At 68.3% G+C, this 3,444-nt stretch carries 4 protein-coding genes; 1 reads left to right on the plus strand and 3 read right to left on the minus strand.

The window, feature by feature from the left end:
- The 3 genes from EB084_21990 to EB084_22000 all read right to left on the minus strand — a co-directional run.
- The coding region (locus EB084_21990; GenBank protein NDD30935.1) for a hypothetical protein at positions 1 to 196 on the minus strand (196 nt) is incomplete at its 3' end.
- Between the two features lie 18 nt (positions 197 to 214).
- Entirely contained in the window at positions 215 to 2,227 is a 2,013-nt protein-coding gene (locus EB084_21995; protein NDD30936.1) for a hypothetical protein, read from the minus strand.
- Positions 2,228 to 2,239: 12 nt separating this feature from the next.
- Positions 2,240 to 2,707 (minus strand): peroxiredoxin, encoded by a 468-nt coding sequence (locus tag EB084_22000; protein NDD30937.1) that lies wholly within the window; start codon positions 2,705 to 2,707, stop codon positions 2,240 to 2,242.
- 185 nt (positions 2,708 to 2,892) lie between these two features.
- Here EB084_22000 and EB084_22005 point away from each other — a divergent pair.
- On the plus strand, positions 2,893 to 3,444 hold a 552-nt coding region (locus tag EB084_22005; GenBank protein ID NDD30938.1), incomplete at its 3' end, for a GNAT family N-acetyltransferase.

The following is a 3,444-nucleotide window of genomic DNA, read 5'->3' on the forward strand; positions in this document are numbered from 1 at the left end:
GGGTCACGTCCTGCAGGGCGGGTGCGTCTCGCTGGCTGAAGAGCTGGCCCCGACGCTTCGCCAGGTCGCTGAACACAATGCCGGTGAAGAGGGCGGTGGCGTGCAGCAGCACCGCCACCGAGAGCATCGAGATCAGCACCCAGTCGAACGGGCGGCGCCGCGGAGGTTCTTCCTGCTCGAGGTTCACGTCTGTCATCGTATCATATCTCGTCGATCACCGTGATGGCAGGTCACGCGGATTCGGCCCCCAGATTCGGATGCGCTCGATGATGACGTCTGCGGGCACGCTCGATGGCGAGATGAAGAAGCGTCGCGCGCCGCCTTCGACCCACCACGTGTCGCGCGTTGGGGGATAGAACCATACCGATGCGCGTCCGTCCCGGTTGTCGTTGTAGGGAAGGGCGAAGCGTCGAGGGCCCCAGCCCTCCTCCACGGGGCTCGACCATCCGAGGAAGCGGTTCCCCGCGGCTCCGCCACCGGAGGCGTTGCGCATCTCGATCTCCACCGCGAACACGTCGAACGGTGAGAGGTTGAGCACGGGGCTGCTGAGGGTGTCTTCTGAGCGGGTCACGTGGAAGCGGGGCGCATCGCCTGCTTGAGTTGCTCCCTCGAGGCGCCAGGCGGCGTGATCGCGGGTGCGGTTGAGGTCCCACGAAGCCACGAGGGGCAGTCCGGTGGCGGTGTCGACGGGCGCGTCGGGGCGAAGATGGCGAGGCGCCGCGATGGCCCGCCGGGCCGCGGCGGTGAGGTTGTCGAAGCGTCTGGCGATGGGGTCGACGAAGAGGGCTGCATCGTCGGCGGTGAGCCCTTCGCGCGTCGCCATCTCGTACCAGTCCCGGATGTGCTCGTCGGGCGTGCCGGTGAGCAGCGCCGCCGCGCGTCCGGCCGCGTGCTGATCGCTGGCGCGCTGGTAGACGAAGAGGCGGCCGCTCGGTCCACGCTCGCGGGTGGCTTCCCGCGCCTGGCTGATGAGGCTGCCGGTGTCGTCGGGAAGGGTCGCGCGACTCACCGAGCCGCTCAGGGTGATGGCGCAGGCTGTGCAAGCGACGGCCACCGCCGCGCCCCACTGAATGGCGGAGGCGCGGCTGCGTGCGAGAAGCGGCCATGCGCAGCCCACCAGGCCGGCCAGGGCCATCGAGCCTTGCCAGCCATAGCGGCTCTGGAGCTGTGCGCCTGGGATGGCCAGGGCGTAGGGGAGGGTGGCCAGGGCCATCCAGATGAGGTGGAAGGCCACGCCTCCCCATCGGCGAGGCGTACCCTCCTGGCGTTCGCGCCATGCCGGGACGAGGCTCTCGACGCAGGCCAGCAGGTAGGCCGCGCCCAGCAGGGCCGACACGCCCCAGGCCTGATTCGACGCCGCCTGCTCAACGGGAGGGGGAAGGACTTGCGCGATATCGCATCCCACAAGCAGCGCGGCGATGTAGCGCACGACGCCGCCCGCCACCGTGAGGGGCGGGTTGGATGGCTGGAAGGTGTATGACGGGCCTCGCGCCGCCCTCACCGCGTCGACATGCCAGAGCATCACCAGCGCGGTGAGGGCGAGACAGGGCAGATGGAGCCGCAGCCGATCGCGAAATGGCACGGGTGAGAAGAGCAGCACGTCGGCCGCGATCAGCACCAACGGCAGGGTCACGGCTGACGCCTTGGTCAGCAGGGCGGCCAGCAGCGCGGCCCACATCAAGCGTTCGGCCCATGGACTGGCTCCCCCGCGCACGCGCGCGAGCGCGAGCAGGGCAACCATCGTTCCGATGCCGATGAGGGGCTCGTTGATGGCCGACAGCCAGCCGTTCGGCTCATTGTGCAACGGGTGCGTCACGAAGATCAGCCCGCTGACCCATCCTGCCGCGTCTGTGCCGGTGAGCCAGGTCACCCAGCGGTGCAGAAGCCAGGCGTTCAGCGCCACGGCGACGAGCGCGCCCAGGGCGAGAGGCCAGACGCGCACACCGAACGTGTGCACAGCGGTCGAGAAGAATCCCAGCTGCACGGGAGAGAGACGGATGCCGTCATGCCACGCAAAGGTGGGCTGGTGCAGCGTGAACAGATCAATCAGGCCGCGCAGCCGATCGGCGTCGTGCAACCAGATGAAGTCGTCGCCCACGAAGCGCCCCTGGAGGGTGACCCCATAGAGGGCCAGTGAGATGAGCAGGTAGACCGCAGCCGCACCCAGTGGCGCCCGCGTCGAGGAGCCGAGGAAGAGGGGGCCGCGCGGAGGAGCCGAGGGTTCCACGCGGCGGGAGACCTAGGCGATGGCCTTCTTCAGCTCGGCCACGTCGGTCAGCAGCATCTGCTCGTGGCCGTCGGGCTTGACGCCGCTATAGACCTTGCGCACCGTGCCGGAGGGGTCGGCCACGAATGTGGTTCGGTTCCAGTAGAGGGTTCCCCCGAAGTCGGTCTGCCCGACGCCCAGCGCAGAGAGCAGCGTGCCCGAGACATCGGAGAGCAGTTCGACGGTGAGCGAGAACTTGTTGCAGAAGGCCTTATGCGCGTCGACATCGTCGGCGCTGAGCCCCACCACCGTGATGCCTGCCGCTTCGAAGGCCTCTCGGGTGGCGGTGAACGACCGTGCCTGGATGGTGCACCCAGGGGTGTCGTCCTTGGGATAGACGTAGAGGACGAGCCACTGGCCCGCGTAGTCGGCGTTCGTGCGCTCTGTGCCGTCCTGGTTCTTCAGCCGGAAGGGGGGGATGGTCTGGCCTTCAGCGATCATGCAAGCGGGTCTCCTCGTGGTGGGGTGAAGGCGCATGTCTTCGCGATGGTGAAGCCGGGTCCTGGCGTCGACGAGCGCATGAGGCTTCAGACGGAGCCTGCGCAGGGGGGGCTTCGCCGACGATGTCGCCGGAAACGCTCCACGCGCGGAAGGGGGCGTCGCCGTGTCGTTCGAACACCGCCCCCATGAAGCCTTTCTCGCGCACGCTCAGGTCCGGCATCGTCGTCATGAACACTCGTCCCGCGCATGCCCCTCAGCTCGAGCAGCTTCAGATCACCGTCTTTCCCACCCTGGCCGAGACGCAGCTCTTTCGTGCCCCGCATTACCTCAAGCACATCGAGATCTTTCCCGAGGGGCAGTTCGTGGCCCTCGACGGTGACCGCGTGGTGGGCATGACCACCACGGTGCGTCTCGATCTCGATCGCGCCCATCCGGACACCTTTGACGATGTGATCTGCGGAGGTTGGTGCACCGCGCATGACCCGCTTGGTCTGTGGATGTACGGCCTCGACGTGGGCGCGCATCCGGACTGCCGTGGACGGGGGGTGGGGCGCGCGCTGTACGCGGCCCGTCACGAGATGGCGCGCCGGCTGGGGATGAGCGGTCAGGCCACCGCGGGCATGCTCAGCGGCTACGGGCGCCTGCGTGAGCAGATGACGGTCGAGGCGTACTACGACATGGTGGTGAGCGGCGAGATCCGCGACCCCACCGTCTCGGCCCAGATGCACGTGGGCTTT

Source organism: Pseudomonadota bacterium (assembly GCA_010028905.1).
Classification (GTDB): Bacteria; Vulcanimicrobiota; Xenobia; order RGZZ01; family RGZZ01; genus RGZZ01.